Annotated in this window: 21 protein-coding genes; 12 read left to right on the top strand and 9 right to left on the bottom strand. The window is 63.3% G+C overall.

All coding sequences use genetic code 11. The annotated features are described in order from the left end of the window. Positions 1-4 precede the first annotated feature (4 nt). Positions 5-3,304 (top strand): efflux RND transporter permease subunit, encoded by a 3,300-nt coding sequence (locus tag ACZCWR_RS08025; RefSeq protein WP_487303164.1) that lies wholly within the window; start codon positions 5-7, stop codon positions 3,302-3,304. A 95-nt stretch (positions 3,305-3,399) separates the two neighbouring features. Further along, positions 3,400-4,071 carry an NAD(P)H-binding protein gene (locus ACZCWR_RS08020; RefSeq protein ID WP_487303163.1) on the top strand — a complete coding sequence of 224 codons (672 nt, stop codon included), beginning with the start codon at positions 3,400-3,402 and terminating at the stop codon, positions 4,069-4,071. Between the two features lie 2 nt (positions 4,072-4,073). Here the strand turns inward: ACZCWR_RS08020 and kdpE are convergent, their stop codons facing one another. The 4 genes from kdpE to ACZCWR_RS08000 are packed head-to-tail and all read right to left on the bottom strand — an operon-like array spanning position 4,074 to position 6,980. Continuing rightward, entirely contained in the window at positions 4,074-4,772 is a 699-nt protein-coding gene (gene kdpE / locus ACZCWR_RS08015) for a two-component system response regulator KdpE (protein WP_487303162.1), read from the bottom strand. 16 nt (positions 4,773-4,788) lie between these two features. Further along, positions 4,789-5,763: a quinone oxidoreductase family protein gene (locus tag ACZCWR_RS08010; protein ID WP_487303161.1), complete on the bottom strand. Its 975-nt coding sequence runs from the start codon at positions 5,761-5,763 to the stop codon at positions 4,789-4,791. A 26-nt stretch (positions 5,764-5,789) separates the two neighbouring features. Further along, positions 5,790-6,188, bottom strand: a complete 399-nt coding sequence (locus ACZCWR_RS08005; RefSeq protein ID WP_487303160.1) for a methylglyoxal synthase — start codon at positions 6,186-6,188, stop codon at positions 5,790-5,792. A 12-nt stretch (positions 6,189-6,200) separates the two neighbouring features. Further along, the gene (locus ACZCWR_RS08000) at positions 6,201-6,980 is read right to left on the bottom strand and encodes an SDR family oxidoreductase (protein WP_487303159.1); all 780 of its coding nucleotides are present in this window, start codon (positions 6,978-6,980) and stop codon (positions 6,201-6,203) included. A gap of 233 nt (positions 6,981-7,213) precedes the next feature. Here ACZCWR_RS08000 and upp point away from each other — a divergent pair, with 233 nt between their 5' ends. The 9 genes from upp to rng all read left to right on the top strand — a co-directional run bounded on the left by upp (position 7,214) and on the right by rng (position 15,139). Further along, positions 7,214-7,867 carry a uracil phosphoribosyltransferase gene (gene upp / locus ACZCWR_RS07995; RefSeq protein WP_487303158.1) on the top strand — a complete coding sequence of 218 codons (654 nt, stop codon included), beginning with the start codon at positions 7,214-7,216 and terminating at the stop codon, positions 7,865-7,867. A gap of 231 nt (positions 7,868-8,098) precedes the next feature. Next, positions 8,099-8,827, top strand: coding sequence for a YebC/PmpR family DNA-binding transcriptional regulator (locus ACZCWR_RS07990; RefSeq protein WP_487303282.1), 729 nt, complete (start codon positions 8,099-8,101; stop codon positions 8,825-8,827). Positions 8,828-9,001: 174 nt separating this feature from the next. After that, positions 9,002-10,279, top strand: coding sequence for a phosphoribosylamine--glycine ligase (gene purD / locus ACZCWR_RS07985; protein ID WP_487303157.1), 1,278 nt, complete (start codon positions 9,002-9,004; stop codon positions 10,277-10,279). Between the two features lie 126 nt (positions 10,280-10,405). Further along, the gene (hemF, locus tag ACZCWR_RS07980; protein ID WP_487303156.1) at positions 10,406-11,347 is read left to right on the top strand and encodes an oxygen-dependent coproporphyrinogen oxidase; all 942 of its coding nucleotides are present in this window, start codon (positions 10,406-10,408) and stop codon (positions 11,345-11,347) included. Further along, positions 11,338-12,048, top strand: a complete 711-nt coding sequence (locus ACZCWR_RS07975; RefSeq protein WP_487303155.1) for a nicotinate-nucleotide adenylyltransferase — start codon at positions 11,338-11,340, stop codon at positions 12,046-12,048. Before hemF ends, ACZCWR_RS07975 begins: the two co-directional genes overlap by 10 nt. A gap of 2 nt (positions 12,049-12,050) precedes the next feature. Continuing rightward, positions 12,051-12,506, top strand: coding sequence for a ribosome silencing factor (gene rsfS, locus ACZCWR_RS07970; protein WP_487303154.1), 456 nt, complete (start codon positions 12,051-12,053; stop codon positions 12,504-12,506). 15 nt (positions 12,507-12,521) lie between these two features. After that, on the top strand, positions 12,522-12,992 hold the full coding sequence (gene rlmH, locus ACZCWR_RS07965; RefSeq protein WP_487303153.1) for a 23S rRNA (pseudouridine(1915)-N(3))-methyltransferase RlmH: 471 nt from the start codon (positions 12,522-12,524) through the stop codon (positions 12,990-12,992). 21 nt (positions 12,993-13,013) lie between these two features. Beyond that, a complete protein-coding gene (locus ACZCWR_RS07960) occupies positions 13,014-13,661 on the top strand; it encodes a Maf family protein (RefSeq protein WP_487303152.1) in 648 nt (215 codons plus the stop codon). Between the two features lie 8 nt (positions 13,662-13,669). Further along, complete coding sequence (gene rng, locus ACZCWR_RS07955; RefSeq protein WP_487303151.1) at positions 13,670-15,139, top strand: ribonuclease G; 1,470 nt, start codon at positions 13,670-13,672, stop codon at positions 15,137-15,139. Between the two features lie 967 nt (positions 15,140-16,106). Here the strand turns inward: rng and msbA are convergent. From msbA to ACZCWR_RS07940, 3 genes are all read right to left on the bottom strand, one after another. Beyond that, positions 16,107-17,831, bottom strand: coding sequence for a lipid A export permease/ATP-binding protein MsbA (msbA, locus tag ACZCWR_RS07950; protein ID WP_487303281.1), 1,725 nt, complete (start codon positions 17,829-17,831; stop codon positions 16,107-16,109). 166 nt (positions 17,832-17,997) lie between these two features. Next, complete coding sequence (locus tag ACZCWR_RS07945) at positions 17,998-19,299, bottom strand: O-antigen ligase family protein (RefSeq protein WP_487303150.1); 1,302 nt, start codon at positions 19,297-19,299, stop codon at positions 17,998-18,000. Next, positions 19,296-20,432: a glycosyltransferase family 9 protein gene (locus ACZCWR_RS07940; protein ID WP_487303149.1), complete on the bottom strand. Its 1,137-nt coding sequence runs from the start codon at positions 20,430-20,432 to the stop codon at positions 19,296-19,298. The genes ACZCWR_RS07945 and ACZCWR_RS07940 overlap by 4 nt, the downstream gene beginning before the upstream one ends. A gap of 290 nt (positions 20,433-20,722) precedes the next feature. Between ACZCWR_RS07940 and ACZCWR_RS07935 the strand changes: the two genes are divergently transcribed. Next, entirely contained in the window at positions 20,723-21,484 is a 762-nt protein-coding gene (locus ACZCWR_RS07935) for a glycosyltransferase family 2 protein (RefSeq protein ID WP_487303148.1), read from the top strand. On the opposite strand, the gene ACZCWR_RS07930 is transcribed toward ACZCWR_RS07935, so the two are convergent. Further along, the gene (locus ACZCWR_RS07930) at positions 21,453-22,514 is read right to left on the bottom strand and encodes a glycosyltransferase family 4 protein (protein ID WP_487303147.1); all 1,062 of its coding nucleotides are present in this window, start codon (positions 22,512-22,514) and stop codon (positions 21,453-21,455) included. The genes ACZCWR_RS07935 and ACZCWR_RS07930 overlap by 32 nt on opposite strands. Beyond that, positions 22,514-26,056 carry a DNA polymerase III subunit alpha gene (gene dnaE / locus ACZCWR_RS07925; protein WP_487303280.1) on the bottom strand — a complete coding sequence of 1,181 codons (3,543 nt, stop codon included), beginning with the start codon at positions 26,054-26,056 and terminating at the stop codon, positions 22,514-22,516. Before dnaE ends, ACZCWR_RS07930 begins: the two co-directional genes overlap by 1 nt. Positions 26,057-26,206 lie beyond the last annotated feature (150 nt).

The raw sequence follows: 26,206 nt of genomic DNA, 5'->3' as shown, positions 1-26,206 counted from the left end.
CGCGATGAACCTGTCGCGCCTCTTCATCAACCGGCCGGTGGCGACGACGCTGCTTGCCATCGGCATCGCGCTTGCGGGCATGTTCGCGTTCGTGCGCCTGCCGGTCGCGCCGCTGCCGCAGGTCGATTTCCCGACCATTTCCGTGCAGGCGCAGTTGCCCGGCGCAAGTCCGGAAACGGTGGCCACGAGCGTGGCGAGCCCGCTGGAGCGGCATCTCGGCACCATCGCGGACGTCACCGAAATGACCTCGATGAGCGCGGTCGGCACTACGCGCATCACGTTGCAATTCGGCCTGAATCGCGACATCGACGGCGCGGCGCGCGACGTGCAGGCGGCCATCAACGCCGCACGCGCCGATCTGCCCACCGCGTTGCGCAGCAATCCGACCTATCACAAGGTCAATCCCGCCGATGCGCCGATTCTGGTGCTCGCGCTCTCCTCGCCCACGCGCACCGCGGGCGCGCTCTACGATTCCGCCGCGACCGTGCTTCAGCAAACGCTTTCAACCGTGCCGGGCGTCGGCGAAGTAGATGTGAGCGGTTCCGCGAATCCGGCGGTGCGCGTGGAACTGGAACCGGGCGCGCTGTTTCACTACGGCATCGGCCTGGAAGATGTGCGCGCGGCGCTGGCATCGGCAAATGCGAATAGCCCGAAGGGTTCCATCGAATTCAAGGACACGCACGTCCAGCTTTACACCAACGATCAGGCGAGCAAGGCCTCGCAATACAAGGATCTCGTCGTCGCGTATCGCAACGGTTCGGCGGTGAAGCTGTCGGATGTCGGCGAAGTCGTCGATTCCGTGGAAGACCTGCGCAATCTCGGCCTCATCAACAACAAGCGCGCGGTGCTGGTGATTCTGTATCGTCAGCCGGGCGCGAATATCATCGACACGATCGACCGCGTGAAGGAAATGCTGCCGCAGCTTCAGGCCGCCCTGCCCGCCGACGTGCTGATCACGCCCACCGCCGACCGTTCGACCACCATCCGCTCGTCGCTGCACGATACCGAACTCACGCTGGTGATCGCGGTGGCGCTGGTCGTGATGGTCGTGTTCCTGTTCCTGCGCAACTGGCGCGCGACGCTGATACCGAGCGTGGCCGTGCCGATCTCGATCATCGGCACGTTCGCGGCCATGTATCTGCTCGGCTTTTCGCTCGACAATCTCTCGCTGATGGCGCTGACCATCGCGACGGGCTTCGTAGTGGACGACGCCATCGTCGTGCTGGAAAACATCTCGCGGCATCTGGAAAACGGCATGTCGCGCATGGAAGCGGCGGTGGTCGGCGCGCGCGAGGTCGGCTTCACGGTGCTGTCGATCAGCGTGTCGCTGGTGGCCGTGTTCCTGCCTATTTTGCTGATGGGCGGCATCGTCGGGCGGCTGTTTCGCGAGTTCGCGCTCACGCTGTCGCTGGCCATTGCGGTGTCGCTCGTGGTGTCGCTCACCGTCACGCCGATGATGTGCTCGCGCCTGCTTCAGGAGCCGCACGAACGGCGCGAGGAAGGCCGCGTCGCGCAGTGGCTCGAACGGCAATTCATGCGCATGCAGGCGTTCTACTCCGACACGCTCGGCTGGGCGCTGGCGCATCCGCGCACTATCGTGCTGGTTTTGCTGGCGACCATCGGGCTGAACGTTTATCTGTACATCATCGTGCCGAAGGGGTTTTTCCCGCAGCAGGATACGGGGCGCATCATCGGCGGCATTCAGGCGGATCAGAGCACGTCGTTTCAGGCCATGAAAGGCAAGTTCTCGGAGATGATGCGCATCGTCGAGGCGGACCCGGCGGTGGATAGCGTCGCGGGTTTCACGGGCGGGCGCTCGACCAATTCGGGCCTCATGTTCATTTCGCTCAAGCCCAAAAGCGTGCGCAAGATTTCGGCGGAACAGGTCATCAACCGTCTGCGCAAGCCGCTCGGCGATGTCGCGGGCGCGACTACGTTCCTGCAAGCCGTGCAGGACATTCGCGTGGGCGGACGGCAATCGAACGCGCAATATCAGTTCACCTTGCTGTCCGACACGACCGCCGATCTCTACACGTGGGGACCGAAGCTCACGGACGCGCTCAAGCTGCGCCCCGAACTCGCGGACGTGAATTCCGACCAGCAGCAAGGCGGTCTCGAATCCATGGTCACGTTCGACCGCGCCACGGCGGCGCGCCTGAACATCAAGCCCGCGCAGATCGACAACACGCTCTACGATGCCTTCGGCCAGCGGCAGGTTTCGACCATCTACAACCCGCTGTCGCAGTATCACGTGGTCATGGAGTTGGCGCCGAAATATTGGCAAGACCCGGAGATGCTCAAGCAAATCTGGATCAGCACATCGGGCGGCACGGCGAGCGGTTCGGCGTCCACACAATCGACTACCACTGCAGCAACGACAACAACCACTGCGACGACCGGCACCACCGACGCCACCGCCGCGCTCGCCCTCGCTGCCGTGAAGAACTCGGCCACCAATGCAATTGCGGCGAGCGGCAAGTCCAGTTCGTCGGCAGGCGCGGCGGTGTCCACGTCGAAGGAAACCATGGTGCCGCTCTCGGCTATCGCTAAGTTCGGGCCTGGCAACACGCCGCTGTCGGTGAATCACCAGAGCCAGTTCGTCGCGTCAACCATCTCGTTCAATCTGCCGCCGGGCAAGTCGCTGTCGGAGGCCACCGCCGCGATCTACGAGACGATGGCGGAAATCGGCGTGCCGCAAACCATCCACGGGAGTTTTCAGGGCACGGCGCAGGCGTTCCAGCAATCGCTCAACGACCAGCCGGTCTTGATTCTCGCGGCGCTGGCGGCGGTGTATATCGTGCTCGGCATTTTGTATGAGAGTTATATCCATCCGATCACGATTCTCTCGACGCTGCCGTCCGCGGGCATCGGCGCGCTGCTGGCGCTGCTGCTGTTCCATACGGAGTTCAGCATCATCGCGTTGATCGCGGTGATTTTGCTGATCGGCATCGTCAAGAAGAACGCGATCATGATGGTGGACTTCGCCATCGAGGCCACGCGGCATGGTGCGAAAACGTCGCGCGATGCCATCGAGGAAGCGTGTCTGCTGCGCTTTCGTCCGATCATGATGACGACCGCCGCCGCGTTGCTCGGCGCGTTGCCGTTGGCATTCGGCACGGGCGAAGGTTCGGAGATGCGCGCGCCGCTGGGTATTGCCATCGTGGGCGGGTTGATCGTCAGCCAGATGTTGACGCTCTATACGACGCCGGTGGTTTATCTGTATATGGATCGCATCCGCGTGCGCGCGGAGGAACGGCGTGCGCGCCGCCGTGGTCGTGGGAGGCCCGCCAGCGCGACGGAATGATGCAGTGAAGCATCGAACGCGCGCATGCCCCGATAGCATGCATCGCAAAAATCGCCTACCTTGTTTCGGTCCGCCACCGTCCGGGAGCGATCACCATGAACGCGATGCGAATTCTGCTGATCGGCGCGCACGGCCGCACGGGCCGTCTGATCGCGCGGCGCCTGCATGACGAGGCGATTCCCTTTCGCGCGCTGCTGCGCCGCTCGGCGCACAAAAGCGAGTTCGCGGCGCTCGGCGCGCAGATCGTGCTCGGCGATCTCGCCAACGATTTCTATCACGTCTTCGACGACATCACGCATGTGATCTACGCGGCCGGATCGGCGGACACGGACAGCATTCACGAAGAACGCGCTGTGGACCGCGATGCCGTCATGCGCGCCGCCGATTACGCGAAACGCCGCCGCGTGCGTCAACTCGTGGTGGTCAGCGCGCTCACCGCGTTCCACCCCGAACGCATGCCGCTCACACTGCGTCATTATTCGCGGATGAAGCGCGAAGCCGATGCCTACATCGCGCGGCGCGGCGTGCCGTATGCGATTTTGCGTCCCGGTCCGTTGTCGGACGAACCGGCGCACGGCGGCATCGCGCTGGCGGATGAGGAAACGATCAGGATGCCTTCGGTCTCGCGCGAGGATGTCGCCGAACTCGCGGTGCGATGCGTCACCGCTGGCGTATCGAGCCGGATGCTCGCGTTCGTCGGCGGCGATGAACCCATCGGCAATGTCATCGCCTCTTTGGCAACCAATAAAACTACCGCCATCGCCTGAAGCTAACGCACGCCAACCAGCCGATACCCCACGCCCGTTTCGGTCACGATATGCTCGGGCTGCGCGGCATCGCGTTCGAGCTTTTGCCGCAAATGCGCCATGTAGATGCGCAGATAATGCGGGCTTTCGACGTGCGACGGCCCCCACACCTCCACCAGCAATTGCCGATGCGTGAGCACGCGCCCCGCATGCCGCACGAGCGTGGACAACAGCCGGTACTCGATGGGCGTCAAATGCACGTTCTCGTCGTTCTTCGTGACGCGGCGCATCGCGAGATCGACGGTGATGTCGCCGAACGCGATGACCGGCGTTTCGTCCGCGCTCGCCTGATTGCGCCGCCGCAAATGCGCACGAATGCGCGCCATCAATTCGGACACGCCGAAGGGCTTGGTGAGGTAATCGTCGGCGCCGGCATCGAGCGCGGCGACCTTCTGTTCTTCCTGCGTGCGCGCCGACAGCACGATCACCGGAATCTCGGTCCAGCCGCGCAGTTCCCGAATGACATCGATGCCGTCCGTATCCGGCAACCCGAGATCGACGATCACGAGATCGGGCTTGCGCGTGGCCGCTTCGATCAGCCCTTGCTTGCCCGTTTCCGCCTCGTGCACGCTCATGCCCTGCGCTTCCAGTGACACGCGCACGAAGCGGCGAATCTGCTTCTCGTCCTCGATCAGGACCACGGTGAAGGACGGTTCGCTCATCGTTTAATCGAGCGCATCAGGGCAGGAAGATCGTCGAGCCGGTGGTCTTGCGCGCTTCGAGGTCTTCGTGCGCGCGGGCGGCGTCGGACATCGGATAGCGTTGCCGCACGTTCGTCTTCACCTTGCCCGATGACACGACCTCGAACAGTTCCGCCGCCATCGCATCCAGATCGGCGCGTTTGGCGATGTAGCTGAACAGCGTGGGCCGCGTGAAGTACAACGAGCCGCGTCCGGCGAGTTCGGAGGAATCGATCGGCGGCAGCGGCCCCGACGAATTGCCGAAGCTCACGAACAGCCCGAGCGGCGCGAGGCAGTCGAGCGAACCCGTCCACGTATCCTTGCCGATGGAGTCATACACCACCGGCACGCCCGCGCCGTTCGTGATCTCGCGCACGCGCTGCGTGAAGTTATCGCGCGTGTAGACGACCGGGTAATCGCAGCCGTGCGCCTTCGCCAGTTCCGCTTTCTCGTCGGAGCCGACCGTGCCGATCACCGTCGCGCCGAGCGCCTTCGCCCACTGGCACGCGAGCATGCCCACGCCGCCCGCCGCCGCGTGAATCAGGACCGTGTCGCCCGCCTTCACGCGATAAGTGCGGCGCAGCAGATATTGCGCCGTCAGCCCTTGCAGCATGATCGACGCGGCATCTTCATAGCCAATCGAATCGGGCAGCTTGACGACGTAATCCGCCGCCATCACGCGTTCTTCCGCATACGCGCCCGGCGGTCGCGATGCATACGCCACGCGATCGCCCGGCTTGAATTGCGTGATGCCCTCGCCCACGGCCGTCACTTCGCCCGCCGCTTCCATGCCCAGACCGCCGGGCAGCGGCATCGGATAGAGACCGGTGCGGAAATACACGTCGATGAAATTCAGCCCCACCGCGTGATGCTTCACGCGGATTTCGCCCTTGCCCGGCTCGCCCACGTTCACATCGACCCACTTCATTACTTCGGGGCCGCCTGCCTTGTCGAAACGGATTGCCTTGGTCATCGCTGGATAGTCTCTAATATCGAATGTCAGGATGGCTGCGCATCACGCGAGAAGCGCAGACGAAGATCGTCGAGAATCATGCGCGCCGTCGAGATGTTGGTCGCGCACGGCACGTTGTGGACATCGCAGGCGCGCACGAGCGCGTTGATGTCCGGCTCGTGCGGCTGCGGCGTCATCGGATCGCGCAGGAAGATGACGATGTTCACGCGCCCTTCCGCCAGTTCCGCGCCGATCTGCAAATCGCCGCCGTGCGGGCCGGACAATTTGCGCTCGACCGTCAGCCCATGCGCCGCCGCGATCCGCGAGCCGGTCGTGCCCGTGGCGACGAGTTCGCATTGCGCGAGCGTGTCGGCGAACTCGCCGGCCAGCTTCACGATGTCGTCCTTCTTCATGTCGTGCGCGATGAGCGCGACGCGAGTGGTCATGTCGTGCCTCGCTCAGTACGTGCCGGGATAAGCGCCGCCATCGATCAACAGATTCTGACCGGTGATGTAGCCCGCATGCACGCTGCACAGGAACGCGCAGGCCTTGCCGAATTCCTCCGAATTGCCGAAACGCCCGGCAGGCAGACTTTGCGCCCGGCGCGCGCGCACTTCGTCGATGGAGACGTTCTGCGCCTTTGCCTGCGCTTCCATGGTCACGGCGATGCGGTCCGTGTCGAACGTGCCCGGCAGAATATTGTTGATGGTGACGCCGGTCGCCGCGACCTTGCGCGACACGCCCGCGACGAAGCCCGTCAGCCCGGAGCGCGCGCCGTTCGACAGCCCGAGCACGTCGATCGGCGCCTTCACCGAAGAACTCGTGATATTCACGATGCGCCCGAAACCGCGCGAAATCATGCCGTCGATGGTCGCCTGCATCAGCGCGATGGGCGTGAGCATGTTGGCTTCGAGCGCCTTGATCCACATTTCGTGCGTGAAGGTGCGGAAATCGCCCGGCGGCGGTCCGCCCGCATTGTTCACGAGGATATCCGGCTGGGGACACGCGGCGAGCGCCGCGGCCTGCCCTTCCGGCGTGGCGATATCGCCCGCCACCGCCGTGACCTGCACGCCGTATTGCGCGCGGATGTGCGCGGCGGTCGCCTCCAGCGTCTCCTTGGTGCGCGCCGTGATGACCAGATTCACGCCCTCGGCGGCGAGTGCTTCGGCGCAGCCGCGCCCGAGTCCCTTGCTTGCCGCGCAGACGAGCGCCGTGCGCCCCGCGATGCCCATGTCCATCGTTGATCTCCTGAATGACTGCGATTGTTTCGACCGGCATGCATGACGCCCCTCGCGCATTCTAGAAGAATCGGGGATGAAACGTCGGCAGGCCCTTCCGGCTCAGGGGCAAGCACGAATATTCTTAGATCGCGCGGGGGTTTTCGGTAAACTGTCGCCACTGTCCGCGCGGCGCCCGCCGTGCGCACGAGGCAGCCCATCACCCGAGCAGGACGCGCGAAAGCGCGAGACCCATGAAACAAGACAGCCGCTTCCCCAATCTCTTCATCCTCGACCACCCGCTGATCCAGCACAAGCTCACGCACATGCGGGACAAGGACACGTCGACGCGCACCTTCCGCGAACTGCTGCGCGAAATCACGCTGCTGATGGGCTACGAAATCACGCGCGATCTGCCGCTCACCACGCGCCATGTGACCACGCCGCTCGTCGATATCGATTCGCCGGTGATCGCCGGGAAAAAGCTCGCCATCGTGCCGGTGCTGCGCGCGGGCGTCGGCATGTCGGATGGCTTGCTCGATCTCATTCCGTCGGCGCGGGTCGGGCATATCGGCGTGTATCGCGCGGAAGATCATCGGCCGGTTGAATATCTCGTGCGCCTCCCGCCGGATCTGGAGGACCGCATGTTCATCCTGTGCGATCCGATGGTCGCCACCGGTTATTCCGCAGTCCACGCCGTCGATGTCATGAAGCGCCGCAACGTGCAGAGCGAGAACATCGTGTTCGTGGCGCTGGTGGCCGCGCCCGAAGGCGTGAAGGTGTTTCAGGACGCGCATCCGGACGTGAAGCTGTATGTGGCGTCGCTGGATTCGCATTTGAACGATCATGCGTACATCGTGCCGGGTCTGGGCGATGCAGGCGACCGGCTGTTCGGCACGAAGAACTGACGGCGCGCTTTTCGGCGGGCCCGGACGCCCCGGCGCGCGCCAAAGCGCCGCTTTCCGGGCCGGCCGACATGATAAAATTTCGGTCTGTTCCTAGCCGGGTCTCGGCATTGGCCGATAGCCCTCGCGCCACGGCGGCCCGGCTTTCGGGCGCAGACGAACACATTCCAGCTTCACAGCAAGCACGACAGCACACTTGCGCGGCCCAAGAAGCCTCGCGCGATGGAGAAAGGTATGGCGGGTCATTCGAAATGGGCCAACATCAAGCATAAGAAAGCCGCGGCGGACGCCAAGAAAGGCAAGGTCTGGACGCGTCTGATCAAGGAAATTCAGGTCGCGGCGCGCCTGGGCGGCGGCGACGCGGACACCAACCCGCGCCTGCGTCTGGCCGTGGACAAGGCCTACGACGCCAACATGCCGAAGGACAACATCAACCGCGCCATTCAGCGCGGCGTCGGCGGCGTGGATGGCGCGAATTACGAGGAAATCCGCTACGAAGGCTACGGCATCGGCGGCGCGGCGATCATCGTCGATACCATGACGGACAACCGCACGCGCACGGTCGCGGAAGTGCGCCACGCGTTCTCGAAGTTCGGCGGCAACATGGGCACGGACGGCTCGGTGTCGTTCATGTTCGATCACGTCGGCCAGTTCCTGTTCGCGCCCGGCACGCCGGAAGACAAGCTGATGGACGCCGCGCTCGAAGCCGGCGCGGACGATGTGGTCACGAACGAGGACGGCAGCATCGAAGTGGTCTGCCCGCCGAACGATTTCCAGAAGGTGAAGGACGCGCTGGAAGCCGCGGGCTTCAAGGCCGAACTCGCCGAAGTGACGATGAAACCGCAAACCGAAGTCGAATTCAGCGGCGACGACGCGGTGAAAATGCAAAAACTGCTCGATGCGCTCGAAAATCTCGACGACGTGCAGGAAGTCCACACCAACGCCGCGATCAACGACGAATAAGCGCGACCGGAAGCCGTTCCGTCACTGGAACGGCTTTCGCTTTAATGGCTGGGTCCAGAGGCGCGTGACGCAGCAGCGGTCAGCGCGAGCCGCCTTCAGGACCGCCGCGCGCGTTCAACCTTAAGCGAACGCACTGCTTTCATTCTTGCCGCATTGGATTTTTCGGGGATTCACATGAAGTTACTCGTCGTCGGTTCCGGCGGCCGCGAACACGCGCTGGCCTGGAAGCTCGCGCAATCGCCGCGCGTGCAGCTTGTCTATGTCGCGCCGGGCAACGGCGGCACCGCGCAGGACGAGCGTCTGCGCAACATCGACATCACGGACCCGGCGGCGCTCGCCGATTTCGCCGAGAGCGAACACGTGTCGATGACCGTGATCGGGCCGGAAGCGCCGCTGGCGGCGGGCATCGTCAATCTGTTCCGTTCGCGCGGGCTCAAGGTCTTCGGGCCGACGAAGGAAGCCGCGCAGTTGGAAAGCTCGAAGGACTTCGCCAAGGCGTTCATGAAGCGCCACCAGATTCCGACGGCCGAGTACGAGACCTTCAGCAACGCTGCCGCCGCGCACGCGTATATCGACGAGAAAGGCGCGCCGATCGTCATCAAGGCGGACGGACTCGCTGCCGGCAAGGGCGTGGTCGTCGCGATGGATGCCGACGAAGCCCACGCCGCCGTCGATTCCATGCTCGCCGACAACAAGCTGGGCGATGCCGGTGCGCGCGTGGTCATCGAAGAATTCCTGGCGGGCGAGGAAGCCAGTTTCATCGTGATGGTGGATGGCAAGCACGTGCTGGCGCTGGCGTCGAGCCAGGATCACAAGCGTCTGCTCGATGGCGACCGCGGCCCGAACACCGGCGGCATGGGCGCGTATTCGCCCGCGCCGATCGTCACGCCGCAACTGCACGCCCGCGTGATGCGCGAGATCATCCTGCCGACGGTGCGTGGCATGGAGCAGGAAGGCATCCGCTATACGGGTTTTCTGTACGCCGGTCTGATGATCGACGCGCAAGGCAACCCGAAGACGCTCGAATTCAACTGCCGAATGGGCGACCCGGAAACGCAGCCGATCATGGCGCGCCTGAAGGGCGATTTCTCGAAGGTCGTGGAAATGGCGATCGACGGCAAGCTCAACGGCGTGGAAATCGACTGGGATCGCCGCACGGCGCTGGGCGTGGTGCTGGCCGCGCACCATTATCCGGAGACGCCGCGCCGGGGTGACCGCATCAACGGGATTCCGGCGGAAACGGACAATTCGGTGACCTTCCACGCGGGCACCACGCTCGCGGATGGCAAGCTGACCACGTCCGGCGGACGCGTGCTGTGCGTGGTCGGCCTCGCGGATTCCGTGCGCGGCGCGCAATCCGTGGTCTACGATACGGTTAATCAGATTTCTTTCGACGGCATGCAGTACCGCCGCGATATCGGTTACCGCGCGGTGAACCGCAAGCACGGATGACGCACGGCTTAAGCCCTGCACGTTTCGCGCGCTGCCGGACTTCGGGTCCGGCAGTGTGTTTTTGAGCCTTTTAAGTTTTTCGATACCAAGGGTTTCTACCCAAGGACATTCAAACAGCAGCAATCGATGAGTGAACCGAACCACATCGCGCAAGAGAATCACGACATCGCGGCCGTGCGCGCCTATCTGACCGGCTTGCAGGCGCGCATCGCGGATGCGCTCGGCACGTTCGACGGCCAGCGCTTCGCCACGGACGCATGGGAACGCGAACCGGGCGCGCATCTGCGTGGCGGCGGCATCACGCGCATGCTGGAAGGCGGCGAATTCTTCGAGCGCGGCGGCATCGGTTTTTCGGACGTTCAGGGCGATGCGTTGCCGCCCGCCGCGAGCGCGGCGCGTCCGCAACTTGCCGGGCGCGGCTTCGAAGCGATGGGCGTATCGCTCGTCATGCATCCGCGCAATCCGCACTGCCCGACCGTGCATATGAACGTACGCATGCTGACCGCCATCAAGGAAGGTGAAGCGCCGGTGTTCTGGTTCGGCGGCGGCATGGATTTGACGCCCATTTACGGCTACGAGGACGACGCGCGGCATTTCCACGCGACCTGCCGCGACGCCCTCGCCCCGTTCGGCGCGGACCTGTACCCGCGCTTCAAGACGTGGTGCGACGAGTATTTCTATCTGAAGCACCGGAACGAGCAGCGCGGCATCGGCGGAATCTTTTTCGATGATTACTCGGAGCCGGGTTTCGAGCGCGCCTTCGCCATGATGCGCAGCGTCGGCGACGCGTTCCTGAAGGCGTATCTGCCGATCATCGAGCGCCGCCGCGATACGCCGTTCGGCGCGCACGAGCGCGAGTTTCAGGCGTACCGACGTGGCCGCTACGTCGAATTCAACCTCGTGTTCGACCGTGGCACGCATTTCGGTCTGCAAAGCGGCGGCCGCACCGAATCCATTCTCATGTCGATGCCGCCCGCCGCGAACTGGCGCTACAACTGGCAGCCCGAAGCGGGCACGCCGGAAGCGCGGCTGTATTCGGACTTTCTGGTGCGCCGGGAATGGCTGTGACGACGCGCGATGCTTCCACGCGCGAAACCTGCGCGCGCCGCGTCGGCATTCTCGGCGGCACGTTCGATCCGATCCACAACGCGCATCTGGCCATCGCGCGGCGCTTCGTGGACCTGCTCGATCTCACGGAACTGGTGCTGCTGCCCGCCGGCCAGCCGTGGCAGAAGGAAGGCGTGTCGGCGCCGGAGCATCGGCTGGCGATGACGCGTGCGGCGGCGGAATCGCTCGCGCTCGATGGCGTCACGGTGACGGTGGCCACCGACGAAATCGAACGCGAGGGCGCGACCTACACGGTCGAAACGCTGGCGCACTGGCGGGAACGCGAAGGCATGGAGGCGTCGCTTTCGTTGCTGATCGGCGCGGATCAGTTGCTCAAGCTCGATTCGTGGGACCGCTGGACGCAGTTGTTCGACTACGCCCACGTCTGCGTGGAAACACGCGCGGGCTTCGACGTGGCGAGCCTGCCCGCCGCGGTCGCCGGCGAAGTACGGATGCGCGCGGCATCGCCGGAAGTTTTGCGCGCGAGTGCGCACGGCCATGTGCTGATCGACGAGACGCTCAGCCTCGATGTTTCCGCCACGGCGATCCGCGAGGAAGCGCACGCACTGGCAAACGGGCAAGCCACCTCAGGCGAGGCACGCGCTCAGGTCCCATCCACCGTATGGGACTATATTGTTCAACATCATTTGTACCAACGGTAACTATGGAACTTCAGAAGCTACAACGCGCGATCATCGACGGTCTGGAAGACGTCAAGGCGCAAGACATCAAGGTCTTCAACACAACCCACCTGACGTCGCTGTTCGACCGCGTGGTCGTGGCGAGCGGCACGTCGAACCGGCAGACCAAGGCGCTCGCGAACAGCGTGCGTGAGAAGGTCAAGGAAGCGGGTGGCGACATCATCTCGACGGAAGGCGAAGAGATCGGCGAATGGGTGCTGGTCGATTGCGGCGACGCGGTCGTGCACATCCTGCAACCGGCGCTGCGCCAGTACTACAACCTCGAAGAAGTCTGGGGCGACAAACCCGTGCGCGTGAAGCTGCAGACGCCGAACATGTTCGGCGGCGCGAACGTCACCGCCGAGGACGACGAAGACGAGGACAGCGACGCGCCCGCCATCAGGCGTCCCGCGCGCAAGACGGCCACGCGCAAGCACTGACGCCGCTTCGTTGCGATGAAGCTCGTCATCCTCGCGGTCGGACACAAGATGCCCGACTGGATCGCGAATGGCTTCGACGAGTATGCGAAGCGCATGCCGCCTGAGTTGCGCATCGAGCTGAAAGAGATCAAGCCCGAGCAGCGCTCGTCCGGGCGCAACGCTGAAAGCGTGATGGCGGCCGAGAAGCAGCGTATCGATGCCGCGTTGCCGAAGCACGCGCGCATCGTCGCACTCGACGAACGTGGCCGCGACTGGACCACCATGCAGCTCGCGCAAGCCCTGCCCGGCTGGCAACAGGATGGACGCGATGTGGCGTTCATCATCGGCGGCGCGGACGGGCTGGACCCGCAGGTCAAGTCGCGCGCCGAACTGCTGTTGCGCGTGTCGAGCCTCACGCTGCCGCACGGCATGGTGCGCGTGCTGCTCGCCGAACAGCTTTACCGCGCGTGGAGCATCACGCAGAATCATCCCTATCATCGCGCGTGAGGCTGTTCGAGGTTGGATCGAATGCCGCGCGCGTCATTCGACACCGACTTCACGATGCCCGATCACGCCTTCGTTTATCTCGCTTCACAAAGCCCGCGCCGTCAGGAGTTGCTTCGTCAACTCGGCGTGCGCTTCGAACTCTTGCTGCCGCGTCCGGATGAGGACGCCGAAGCACTCGAAACCGAACTCCCCGCCGAAGCCGCCGATGCCTATGTCATGCGTGTATGCGCGCTCAAGGCACAGGCTGCACGCGAGCGTCTGCTCGCGGGCAAGCATGCGGTCGCGCCGATACTCGTCGCCGATACCACCGTCACCATCGATGGTTTGATCCTCGGCAAGCCGCTACACGAAGCGGATGCCGTGACGATGCTCGAACGCCTTGCAGGCCGCGAGCATGAAGTGCTGACCGCGATCGCCGTCGTCGATGCAGAAGGCTCGCTGCTCGAACCCGTGCTCTCGCGTTCGACGGTGCGCTTCGCCAACGCGGACCGTGCTGCACTGCAACGCTATGCCGCCACCGGCGAGCCGCTCGGCAAGGCGGGCGCGTATGGCATTCAGGGGCGCGCAGCAGCATTCATCGAGCGAATCGACGGGTCCTATTCGGGTATCATGGGTTTGCCCCTTTACGAAACAGCAGTTCTCCTGCGCGTGGCGCGCGTCGAATTCTAAAACAGGCCATGAACGAAGAAATCCTGATCAACGTCACACCGCAGGAAAGCCGCGTCGCAATCGTTCAGCAAGGCGCCGTTCAGGAGCTTCATGTCGAGCGCACGCTGTCGCGCGGGCGCGTGGGCAACGTCTATCTTGGCCGTGTGGTGCGCGTGTTGCCGGGCATGCAGTCGGCGTTCATCGACATTGGTCTTGAGCGCGCCGCGTTCCTTCATGTGGCCGATATCTGGCATCCGCGCGTGGCGGGTGAGCCGCATGGGTCGAGTCCGCATGTGCCCATCGAGAAGATCGTTTTTGAAGGACAGGCGTTGATGGTGCAGGTGGTGAAAGACCCCATCGGCACGAAGGGCGCGCGGCTGTCCACGCAGGTGAGCATTGCGGGGCGCACGCTGGTTTATCTGCCGCAGGAGCCGCACATCGGCATCTCGCAGAAGATCGAAAGCGAAGCGGAGCGCGAGGCCGTGCGCGCGCGTCTGACTGCCGTGCTGCCTGCTGACGAGAAAGGCGGCTATATCGTGCGCACCATCGCCGAGGATGCGTCGAGCGAGGAACTCGCGGCGGATGTGTCGTACTTGCGCAAGACGTGGGCGACCATCGTCACGCAGGCGCAGCGCGTGCCGCCGACCAGTTTGCTTTATCAGGATTTGAACCTTGCGCAACGCGTGCTGCGCGACTTCGTCAACGACGAAACCACGCGCATTCAGGTCGATTCACGCGAGACGCATCAGATGCTTGCGGACTTCGCTGCCGAGTTCACGCCGGCGGTGGCGTCGCGTGTGCATCACTACACCGGCGAGCGTCCGCTGTTCGATCTCTACAACATCGAGGCGGAGATTTTGCGGGCGTTGTCGCGGCGTGTGGATCTCAAGTCGGGCGGTTACTTGATGATCGACCAGACCGAGGCGATGACGACCATCGACGTCAACACGGGCGGCTATGTCGGCGCACGCAATTTCGATGACACCATCTTCAAGACGAATCTCGAAGCGGCGCATACGATCGCGCGGCAACTGCGGTTGAGGAATCTCGGTGGGATCATCATCATCGATTTCATCGACATGGAGAATGTCGAGCATCGGGATCAGGTGCTGGGCGAGTTGAAGAAGGCGTTGTCGCGGGATCGCACGCGGGTGACGGTGAACGGGTTCTCGCAGCTTGGGTTGGTCGAGATGACGCGCAAGCGCACGCGGGAATCGCTGGCGCATGTGTTGTGTGAGCCTTGTCCTACTTGTCAGGGGAAGGGGCAGGTGAAGACGCCGCGTACCGTGTGCTATGACGTGTTGCGCGAGATCATGCGGGAATCGCGGCAGTTTAATCCGCGGGAGTTTCGTGTGGTGGCTTCGCAGCAGGTGATCGATCTGTTTCTCGAGGAGGAGTCGCAGCATTTGGCCATGCTGATGGACTTTATCGGGAAGCCGGTTTCGCTGCAGGTGGAGAGTAATTTGAGTCAGGAGCAGTACGATATTGTTTTGATGTAGGGTTGGGTGGGATTGTTGCTGGCTCTATGTCGTCGTGCAGGGGCTGCTGTTGTTTGTGTCTTTATTGCAGTAGCCGCCTCCCCGGCGGGGGGGTAACTTTCTTTGCTGCTGCAAAGAAAGTCACCAAAGAAAGCAGCTTTTACCCCTCCGCACGCTGGCTGGAAAGTGTGGTCTGAATTAATGATGCAGTGGCCGCAATAGGACTTGCCATGCATAACTTGCCGCTTAGGCAACCTCGCGATCACGCGCTCGAAAAATCTTCTCTTAGTGGCCCGCATTCATTCCTTCGGCCATGCGCTTCGCGCGCCGAGAGCTTTAGAACGGAATCCCGCAGCGTATTAGCGCCCAGCAACCTCACACCACACCGCAAGATTGCTATTCGGCCCTACCTTGGTTGGCGCGTTCGCGAAAGACGTGTTTGCTCCGCAAGCTCAAAGGCTTAAGTCAAGTCGGCATTTGCCTTTTAGTCGGAGCACTAACGAACGTAGGGCCGAATAACAATATAGCGATGGCGTGTGGGGTGGCTGGGCACTTATAGGCTGCGGGATTCCGTTCTTACGTTCTCGGCGCGCGTAGCGCATGGCCGAAAGTATGAATGCGGTCCACTGCGCATTGATTATTCGAGCGCGAAATCGTTAGGTTGCCCACACGCTTAACCAGCCGAGGGACGTCCTATTGCGGCCACTGCATCATTAATCCAGGCCACACTTTCCAGCCATCGTGCATGGGGTAAAAAGCTGCTTTCTTTGGTGACTTTCTTTGCAGCAGCAAAGAAAGTTACCCCCCCCGCCGGGGAGGCGGCTACTGAATAAACCAAACAAACAAGAGAGGCCCTTTGCACGACAGAACGGCAACCCTTCACCCGACGCTGTCCGATAGGTCGAATACCAGCTAATACACACGACGTCGTGAAACTAGCTGCGGATCGAAATGCATATCTGAACGCCCAACCTCAAGACACGATTCCTCAAGCCGCCTGTTGCTGATACTGAATCCGATGCAAATGCGCATACAACCCGCCCTTGCGCAGCAGTTCCGCGTGACTCCCCTGCTCCGCGATCTTCCCCGCCTCCAACACGAGAATGCGATCCGCGCGCTCGATGGTCGATAACCGGTGCGCGATGACCAGCGTCGTGCGCCCCTTCATGAGCGTTTCGAGCGCTGCCTGCACATGCCGCTCGGACTCCGAATCGAGTGCGGAAGTGGCTTCGTCGAGAATGAGGATCGGCGCATCCTTGTAGATGGCGCGCGCGATGGCGAGCCGCTGACGTTGCCCGCCCGACAACCGCATGCCATTGCCGCCGATCAGCGTATCGATGCCTTCGGGCAGGCTCCCCACGACATCCGCGAGATTCGCCGCTGTCAGCGCCGCCAGCACGCGGTCGCGGTCCGGCGTCTGACCATAGGCCACGTTCGCCGCAATCGTGTCGTTGAACAGCACGACGTCCTGACTCACCATCGCCATCTGGCCGCGCAAATCGTGCAGGTTGTATTCGGTGAGTGCGACGCCATCGACCATTACTTGCCCGCTACGCGGATCGAAGAACCGCGGAAGCAAATTGACGAGCGTGGTCTTGCCGCTGCCCGACGGTCCCGCCAACGCGACCATCTCGCCCGGCGCGACCTTGAAGGACACGTGATCGAGCGTCGGACGGTCGGCGGAATAAGCGAAGGAAACATCGCGAAATTCGACTTCGCCGCGCGAACGCTCAAGCGTCCACCCGCCGCCCTTCGGCTCCTCGGGTTCGTCGATCAGGCCGAAGATCAGCTCGGCCGCGGTCATGCCGCGCTGCATCGGCTGATTGATGTCGATCAGATGCTTGAGCGGCGAAATGACGAGCAACATCGACGTGACGAAGGCGACGAAACCGCCCACCGTGGTCTGATCGTGCGTCGACTGCACGACCGCGATGGTCAACACGACCGCCAGCGCGATCGATGCAAGAAACTGCGTGATTGGCTGCGCCAGTCCGCCCGACACCTGCATGCGCATGGAGTAGCCGCGCAGACGGTGGCTCATCTCGGTGAAGCGGCTCATCTCGTAAGCCTCGCCGTTGTGCACCTTGACGACCTTGTAGCCGCCCACCGTTTCCTCGACGACATACGACAGTTCGTTCGTGAGCGCCTGATGCTCGCGATTCAGCCGCCGCAGCCGCCGGTTGATCTTGCTCACGAGCCAGCCGATCAGCGGCAATATCACCGCGACGATCAGCGTGAGCCGCCAGTTGAGAATGAACAGATAGCCGAGCAGGAACACGACCGTGAGCGAATCGCGCACCAGCGTCACGACCACGCTGGAAAGCACGGAGAGAATCTGATTCACCTCGAAGACGATCGCGTTGATGATCGTGCTCGCCGTCTCGCGCTGGAAGAATTCGGCGCTCGTGTGGATCATGCGTTCGAACATCTGCAAACGAAGTTGCAGCAGGATCTTGTTCGACACATAAGACAAGAAATAGCCCGATGCATACTGCGCCCCGCCACGCACCAGCGCCAGACCAATGACCGCGAGCGGCACGAGCCAGCGCGCGTGATCGCTGCCCTTGGTGCCGAAGCCGTGATCGAGCAGCGGCTTGAGCAGCATGGGAATGCCGGCCTCGGTCGCGGCCACGATCCCCATGGTGCCGATGCCCAGGATCACCATGCCGAGCAGCGGGCGGATATACGGCCAGAGCCGTTTCATGACGGCCATCGGCGAGGAGGCGTCCGCGCCGCCAATGGGCTTGCGGAGAGATTGATTCTTGCTCAAGTCGTTCCTCGGTATGCGGTGTGTGATGCGCCGGCTCAACCGCGTCGGGCGGACAAGCACAAAATCCCGCTATTCTAATCCGGCGATGCGCGCGCCTTCCGGTACGCGTTCAGTCTGACGAGGATGCATCGCCCGCCGCCACGCGCGGGACCGGCAGGCGCTGCGTCAGACGTTCGGCGCGCCCGAGCATCAGTCCCGCGAAACACCAGAAGGCGAGCGCGGTGGTCTGCCACATGAAGTCGTCGGTGATGTTCTTCGCGATCATCGCGCCGACCAGCGCGATGCCGCCCGCGGCCAGCCACGGCACCTCGTTGCGCACGCGCAGGAAGCGCCGCACCAGCGCCGCGAGCAGGACGATCTCCAGCAATAGTCCGATCACGCCGGTTTCGAGCCAGGTATTCAGAAACAGGTTGTGAGCGTGGGTGAGCGCCTGCGACTCCTCGGCGAGCAGACGCGGCGGAATCTCGCGTCCGTACACTTGGCCGGGCAACGGCTTGCCGAACCCCACGCCCGTCCACCTATGCGCCTTGCCCGCGCGGACGTAGAAGGCCCACAGGCGCGGACGCGTGTCGGTTGCGATGGTATCCGCGATGCCCGGCAAAAACGACGGCACGGGAATGCGGTCACCTTCGAGCGTGACGCCGTGCGCCGGTAACATCGGCGGCGCTTTTTCGAAGCGCATGCGCGCGCTGACCTCGAGCCCGCCGATGGCCGCCACGCCGATCACCGCGAGCGCGATGGACGCGATCATCATGCGCTTGCGATACAGCGGACTGAGCGCCAGCAGCAGCGTGATGAACGCCGCGATGCCGAAAAACCGGTTCAGCGTCGCAAAGCCGATGAACAGACTGAGCAGCACGCCCGTCACGCCGATCACCCGCCACTTCCCTTCCAGCATCATGCCGACGAACAGCGCGATCCCGAACAGCGCGACCGTGCTCGTATGCCCGACGCGGTTGTAGTAATGCAGCATGAACGTGTCGGCGGTCGGCGGTTGCAAATGCCCCCAATACACCGCGCTGATGACCGCGACCAGCACGCAGCCCAGCCAGTGCGCGAGCACGAAGCGCTCCGCCCGGGCCACGCGCGCGCCGATCAGCCAGAAGCCGAAAAACGCGAACAGCGGATAACACACCTCGTCGAGCCACGAATGAATGCTCACCGCCGGATACGGCGACCACGAGACCGACAGCAGCGTCCAGCCCGCCCACAGCGCGATGGGCAACATGAGCGGCCAGCGCAGCGGCGAGGCCACGCCGCGCGAGCACGCCACCGCGATCGTGCCCAGTCCGATGCACCCCAGCGCGATGTTTTCGAGCGCCGTCATGTGCGCGAACGTGACGACAAAAAGGATGACCGGCGCGCCGATCCACAACAGCCAGTCCGGCCGCTTATCTATTGTTTTCGTCATGAAGCTTTTGTCAGCATGTCCTCTAGCGCCTGACTCACCGCATCGAGCGAGATGAGGCCCATACATTCGGCGTGATCTCCCCGCCACGCGACGCATGTCTGCTCGTTGCGATCGCAGCGCCGCACCCATGAAACATGTCTGCGGAAAATAATCGGCTCGTCGCGGCACGGCATGTCCGCGATGGTAACCGGCCTGAAGCGCGCGTCAAACCAGAAATCACCCGCACCGTGAATCAGCGCGTTGCCCGGACCGAAGAGCGTCACCGTCGGCACGCCGACCATGCGGCCCAGATGCGCGACGCCGGTATCGGGACAGACGAGCGCGCGTGCGCCCTTGAACAGATGCCACAGTTCGCCGAGTCCCACGCGGCCCGCGAAGTTGGCGTACCGGCCTTGCGGATCGATCTCGCGGACGAGTTCGACTTCGCCGGGTCCGCCGCTCCACACCGGCGCATAGCCGAGCGCTTCGACGCGTTCGGCCAGCGCCTGCCAGCGGTCCTGCGGCCAGCGTTTGACGGTCGTGCTCGCGCCGGGATGCAGCACGACGTAAGGACGAGAAAGCGCCTGTTTATCTTCAGGCGCGAACGCGGCGGCTTTTGGCTCCGGCCAGTCTTCGGCGCGCGCCCGCTGCGGCGGCGGCCCGTCGATCAGCATCGCCGCGATATCGGCCCATGCAGCCGGCTGCGGCGGATACGGATGCGCTTCGTCGAGCGGCCAGCTCTTCCACGCGGGTGTATCGCCGCCATGTCCGACGATCCAGCGGCAACCCGCCGCCATCGCGAGCCACGCAAAGCGGTTCTCGCCCGCGACGATGCCCAGATCGTAAGGACCGGAGTTCAGCACGCCCTGCACGGTATCGACATCGCGCGGATCGAACGGCAAAGCCTGCGCGCCGAACGGACGTCCCGCGAACAGCGGCACGATGGCCTTCGGGCAAGTCAGCGCGATGCGCGCATGCGGATAGCGTTCGCGCAGTTTCGCGATGAGCGGCGTGAGCAGGAGCGTATCGCCGAGCAGCAAGTGGTGCGCGATCAGGATGCTCGACACGTCGGTCGGCGGCCGGCGAAACGCTTTGAGCGCCAGCTTGGGTATCGCTCGGGCAATCACACGAATGCGCCCGGAGAGTCGGCTCATAGTTTCGAAGAAAGACTGGCGGATGCCGCGCGCTGCCACGGATTGCGTCGCGCGATGACCGATGGGCCGGCTTGGTGCTTGTGCGCGCCTTCAGGCACGTGACGCGTTGAAACAGCGCGCCTCGAAGGCCGGGACAACAAAAAGAGGCACGCGGGCCTCTTGACGTTCGCACGAGTGCGGCCACGCGCCGATCGATAATCCTTGCCTCTTCGGCCGATCGTGACGCAGAAGTCCCGCAAACCCGCGCATACAGTGAATAATTATACCAACTTGGCAGCTTACAAAGCCTTATGTCACGCCCTACCCTCGGCATCGCCCTCATCACTCGCAACGCTTCCGCGCGGCTCGCGCAGTGCCTCCAGTCCGTGTCTTTCGCGGATGAAATCGTCGTCGTGGATAGCGGCAGCGCGGATGAAACCGTCGGCATCGCGCGGGCGCATCGGGCGCGCGTGATCGAGGCGCACGACTGGCCCGGCTTCGGCCCGCAAAAGAACCGCGCGCTCGATGCCTTGAGCACCGACTGGGTGCTCTCCATCGATGCCGACGAGATCGTGTCGCCGGAACTCGCGGCATCGATTCAATCCGCGATTGCCGCGCCGCAAGCCGATGTGTACGCGATCGACCGGCTTTCGAGCTTTTGCGGCGTGTGGGTCAAACATAGCGGCTGGTATCCGGACTGGATTCCGCGCTTGTTCAGGCGCGAGACGGCGCGCTTCTCGGCGGATCTCGTCCACGAACGGCTGGTCGTATCGAGCACGAAGCCCGTCGCGCGTCTGGACGGCAAGCTGATGCACTATTCCTATGAAGACTTCGAAGCCGTGCTGCGCAAGCTCGACGCGTATTCGAGCGCGGGCGCGCAGCAGCGCCATGCGGCGGGCAAACGCGGTGGTTTTGGCATGGCGCTCTCGCGCGGCGCGTGGGCGTTCGTCAGGACGTATGTGCTTAGACGCGGTTTTCTGGACGGCAAGACCGGCTTCATGATCGCGCTGTTCAACGCGCAGACGGTGTATTACCGCTTTCTCAAACTCGGCGCGATGAACGGAGTTCGGTAAGCGCAAGCAACGCCCGGACGTGTGCGGCGATGCTGGTGTCATAGCGCACCGCGCCGCCGTTCACGCGTTTGCGTGGCGACGCGATGGCCGCATTCACGACGCGGCGCAAATCGTCCGCATCGCCGGGTTTGAAGAGATGTTTGGCGTCATCCGAGATGGCATCGACACAGCCGATGTTCTCGGAAAATATCACCGGCGTGCCGCACATCACCGATTCGATGCCGACGAGCCCGAACGGCTCGTAGCTCGACGCCAGAATCGTGAAATCCGCCGCGCGATACGCATCCTCGATATTCTTCACGTAGCCGAGATAGCGCACATTGGACGCCGCGCGATCCGGCGCACGCCCCGCCACCGCTATGACCACGTTCATGCCCGCGAGCGCGCGTTCGATCAGCGGCAAACCCTTTCGCTCATGACTGCTCGATGGAAACAGCAGCACGGTTTCGTTCTCCGCGAAACCGAAGCGTTCGCGCAGACGCGTGCGTTCGTTTGCATCGGCGGGAGAAAAAAGTGCGGCGTCAACGGGCGGATACAGCACGCAAATCTTGTCATCGGCGATGCCGTAGAGCGACGCGAGTTCATCGCGCATCATGTCCGAATGCGCGACGATCACCGCTGCCTGCGCATACTGACGTCGTTCCAGCGCGATCTGCCGCGTATCGGATGGCTTCTCGCGCCTTCCGATCGCGCGCAGAAAACCGATATGCGTGCCGCCGCAAATCGCGATGTCCGAACCTTCGACGCGATTGCAGCCGATCAATACATCGACCTTCGCACGGCGACGCGCGCGCCCCAGCGCCCACGAGAAATACGCATCGCGCCACTTGCCCGGCAGAAACGACACGTTGATGCGATGCGCATCCACCAGCCGGCTTTCCGGCAACGAAGCATCGATCTTGCGCGCGAAGAACGCGGGCTTATTGGCGCCATCGAAACCCGCAAGCGCCAGGCCGCGCACAAGGTCCATCGCGTAACGTTCGAGCCCGCCGGAATGCTTCAGCGCATTGGCCGAAATGCCGATGCGCATCAGTAGACGATTTCGATCGCGCTGCCCGCAAACTCCCCGCGCAACGCCGTGATGAGATCGTCGGTGGGCTTGACGCGCCAGGCATCGCCCAGACGCACTTCGCCTTGCGCATGCTCGCTGCGATACACGATGCTCACGTTCAGCCCGTTCGGAATCGGCGCGGACGGCTGACGCCCCCGGCCATTGCCATTCTCACGCGACGGCGGTGCTGCTGCGGGCGCTTCAACCTGCGCGCCTGCCGCATGCGCTTCGAGCACGCGACGCAGACGCCAGGAATCCGCGTTCCCGTTCATCTCGACCTTGACCGACTGCGCGTAACGGCTGCGCGCGCGTTCGAGGTCCATCGCGGTGTCCACCGTGAAGCGAATGCCGCCGGTGAAAGCATCGTTGCGCGCCATGCCCTGCACGACGAGCAGTTCGTCTTCCTTGAACAGCGCCTTGTTGGCTTCGAACTGTTCGTTGAACACGGTGACTTCGCACTGGCCGCTGCCATCGTCCAGATTGACGATCAGCATCTTGCCGCGCTGAGTCATCTGCGTGCGCATGGCGGAGATCACGCCCGCGACCAACTTATCGCGCCCTTCCTTCAGTTCGCCGATTTTCTGGCGCACGAAGCGGCGCACTTCGCCCTTGTAGGCATCGAACAAATGGCCGGACAGATAGAAACCGAGCGCGGTCTTTTCTTCCTGCAGGCGCTTCTTGTCGGACCACGCGGCTTCTTCGACGTACTCGTGCTTCGCGAGCGGCGCGTCGCCCATGTCGAACAGGCCCGCCTGCATGGCGTTGGCGGCGGCCTGATCGGCGGCTTCCATGGCGAGCGGCACGGACGCCAGCAATTGCGCGCGATTGGCATGCACGCTGTCGAACGCGCCCGCGCGAATCAGCGCTTCCACCGTGCGCCGATTCACCACGCGCCGGTCGATGCGTTCGCAGAAATCGAACAGATCGGTGAACGGACCATCGCCGCGCGCACGCAAAATTTCTTCGATGGCGTTTTGCCCGCTGCCCTTCACCGCGCCTAATCCGTAGCGAATGGTTTTCGAGCGCTTGCCGTCGGGCTCGCCCACCGGTTCGAAGCGATACGCCGACTGATTGATGTCCGGCGGCAGCACGGCGAGACTATTCGTCGCGCAGTCTTCGAAAAGAATCTTCACCTTGTCGGTGTCATCCATGGCGAGCGACATGTTGGCCGCCATGAATTCCGCCGGATGATGCGCCTTCAGCCACGCGGTGTAATACGCGAGCAGCGCATACGCCGCCGCGTGCGACTTGTTGAAGCCGTAGCCCGCGAACTTTTCCATCAGGTCGAAGGTTTCGTCGGCTTTCGCGCGCGTGAGGCCGTTCTTCGCTGCGCCTTCCGCGAAAATCTCGCGATGCGTGGCCATTTCCTCGGGCTTCTTCTTGCCCATCGCGCGGCGCAGCAAGTCCGCGCCGCCGAGCGAGTAGCCGCCGATGATCTGCGCCATCTGCATCACCTGCTCCTGATAGACCATGATTCCGTAGGTCTCTTTCAGGACAGGCTCCACGCGCGGATCGGGATACTCGACGATCTCGCGCCCGTGCTTGCGCGCGCAGAAGCTCGGAATCAGGTCCATCGGCCCCGGACGATACAACGCCACCAGCGCGATGATGTCTTCGAAGCGGTCCGGCTGCGCGTCCTTCAGCATGCCCTGCATGCCGCGGCTTTCAAGCTGGAACACGGCGACGGTATTCGCCTTCTTCAGGATCGTGAACGATGCGGGATCGTCCAGCGGCACCTGCGCGAGATTCCAGTCCTTCTTCGATTCGTCCAGCCGGCGGATATACCGCTCGGCCCAGTCGAGAATGGTGAGCGTGGTCAAGCCCAAAAAGTCGAACTTGACGAGACCAACCGCTTCCACGTCGTCCTTGTCGTACTGACTGACGACGCCGCCGTCCTCGCCCTGCGTGTACAGCGGGCAGAAGTCCGTCAGCTTGCCCGGCGCGATCAGCACGCCGCCCGCGTGCATACCGACGTTACGCGTGAGCCCTTCCACGCGCTGCGCGAGTTCGAGCAACTGATGCACTTCGTCTTCGGAGTCGAAGCGTTCCTGAAGCGCGGGTTCTTCCTTCATCGCATCCGCGATGGTCACATGCTTGCCCGGCTTGAACGGAATGAGCTTGGCGATGCCGTCCGTGAACATATAGCCGAGATCGAGCACGCGGCCGATATCGCGCACCGCCGCCTTCGCGGCCATCGTGCCGAAGGTGGCGATCTGCGACACGGCATCCGCGCCGTACTTGCCCTTCACATACTGAATGACGCGGTCGCGCCCTTCCTGACAGAAGTCGATGTCGAAGTCGGGCATCGACACGCGTTCTGGGTTCAGGAAGCGCTCGAACAGCAGGTTGTAGCGCAGCGGATCGAGATCGGTGATGCCGAGCGCGTACGCCACGAGTGAACCCGCGCCCGAACCGCGCCCCGGCCCCACCGGCACGCCATTGTTCTTCGCCCACATGATGAAGTCGGCGACGATCAGGAAGTAGCCCGGAAAGCCCATCTTGATGATGGTGCCGCACTCGAATTCGAGCCGTTCGTAATAGGTCTGACGCTGTGCTTCACGCTCGGCTTCATTCGGATAAAGCTGTTGCAGGCGCACTTCCAGCCCTTCCTTCGACAACTGCACGAGGTAGTCGTCGAGCGACATGCCATCGGGTGTCGGAAAGAGCGGGAGCTTGGGCTTGCCGAGTTCGAGCGTGAGATTGCAGCGTTTGGCGATCTCCACCGTGTTCGCCAGCGCCGACGGAATGTCCGCGAATGCCGCGCACATTTCGTCCTGCGTGCGGAAATACTGATCCTGCGTGAAGCGCTTCTGCCGACGCGGATTGGCGAGAATATCGCCCTCGGAGATACACACGCGCGCTTCGTGCGCGGTGAAGTCGTCCGGCGTCATGTACTGCATCGGATGCGTGGCGACGACCGGCAGCTTCAGCTTCGCGGCGAGCGTGACGGCTTCGGTGACATAACCCTGTTCGCCCGGCAAACCCGCGCGTTGCAATTCGATGTAGAACGCGTTCGGAAACACCTTCGCCCAGCGCTCGGCGTGACGTTGCGCGGCCTGCGCGTTGCCCGCGGCGAACGCCATGCCGATATCGCCCTGCTGCGCGCCGGACAGCGCGAGCAAACCTTGCGCGAGGCCTTCATCGAGCCATTCGGCCAGCACTTCCGCGCGCCCGCGATATTGGTTCGTCAGCCACGCGCGGCTCAACAGTTCGCACAGGTTGAGATAGCCCTGCCTGTTGCGCACGAGCAGCAGAAGGCGCGAAGGTTTGTCGCGGTCGGCGGCGTTGGTGATCCACACATCGCAACCGGCGATGGGCTTCACGCCCGCACTGCGCGCTTCCTTGTAGAAGCGCACGAGGCCGAATGCGTTGGCGAGATCGGTGAGCGCGAGCGCACCTTGACCGTCTTTCGCGGCGGCCTTGACGACATCATCCAGCCGCACGATGCCATCGGCAATCGAGAACTCAGAGTGGACGCGGAGATGAACGAAACGGGGATCTGACATGGCGGTATTGTACATGCGGGTCAAACGCAAAAAATCCGCAAAAACGGGCGCGAAAGGCGTGTTGGCCGAACGGACGAGGGCTTGCGGCTTCGTTTAGCACGATACGAAAGGCGCAGGCCGTTTGCGGGATAATACGGGTTTCGCGCGGCGTCCGAGCACATCGCG

The organism is Caballeronia sp. A2-2 (assembly GCF_057612605.2).
This window is presented reverse-complemented; position numbering and strand designations above follow the sequence as displayed.